Annotated in this window: 1 protein-coding gene; it reads right to left on the bottom strand. The window is 32.9% G+C overall.

The features are described from left to right. Positions 1-209 precede the first annotated feature (209 nt). Positions 210-935: a helix-turn-helix domain-containing protein gene (locus tag ADH99_RS09450; RefSeq protein WP_049555940.1), complete on the bottom strand. Its 726-nt coding sequence runs from the start codon at positions 933-935 to the stop codon at positions 210-212. Positions 936-999 lie beyond the last annotated feature (64 nt).

Below are 999 nucleotides of genomic sequence, written 5' to 3'. Positions count from 1 at the left end.
CTTCGCATTTCTATAATAGTTTAAATAGATTGTGATACGACGATATCCATATATACCTTGAACGGATTCATATACTTCGTGTATTAATGACATTAAACGACGTAGTCGTTTTTCAGATTCCGAAGGGACTCGATTTAACCATTTATAATAGCCGGCTCTACTAACGTTTAAGGCTTTACATAATTGAGTAATATGAAATCCTCTTTTACTTAATTTTTTAATCGTTTGATATTCCGCTTCAAATTTCGTCTGGCAAACATCAGCTCGCTTTCCACTTCTTGTAATTTTTTTAGTGCGGCATTTTCTGTTTCTAAATATTCGTTTCGTGCCTTTAATATAGCCATTTCTGCACGAATACGCTCAGTTTCTGTCTGTATATTATCTGGTTTTCGTTTTCCTCGACTGTCTATTAATCCATCAGGGCCATATTTTTGATATTTTTTTACCCATTGATACACCAAGTTGTACGAGATGTTATATTTCTGTGCAGTTTGTTTATAGTTTAATTGATTTTGAATACAGTCTTTGACGATAAGGATTCTTTCTTCGTGCGATGTTTTTCTATATTTCATAGTGTATACCTCTGGCTTAGGATAGTAGGCCTTCGTGGCCTCACCATTAGTATACTTAATAATCCAATTTCGTACAGTTGTAACAGAAGGAATATTATATTTTCTTGTGATTGCCGTTAAATAGGTTTTCGATTCTAAAAACTCTTTAACCACCATTTCTTTAAATTCATTTGTATAAGTGTTAAACCCATCTCTATCTTCTAAAGCAGAAAGTCCATATGCTTTATATTTCGAAAAATACATATTAAATGTTCCAGGTGAAATCCTTAAACCATATTCACTACGCAACTCACGAAAAGGCACACCATCTAAATACAATTCTATGAATCGTTCTAATTCTTTTGCAGTATGTTTCTTAGCCAATCTAAAAAATACCCCCTCTAAAGTAGTTTACTTTTTTAGTGTCTACTTTAGAGGGAGCATATCA

Source organism: Granulicatella sp. 572.rep1_STHE (genome assembly GCF_001073445.1).
GTDB classification, from domain to species: Bacteria; Bacillota; Bacilli; order Lactobacillales; family Aerococcaceae; genus Granulicatella; species Granulicatella adiacens.
Note: the sequence above shows the minus strand (reverse complement) of the source record. Positions and strands in the feature narration are given on the sequence as shown.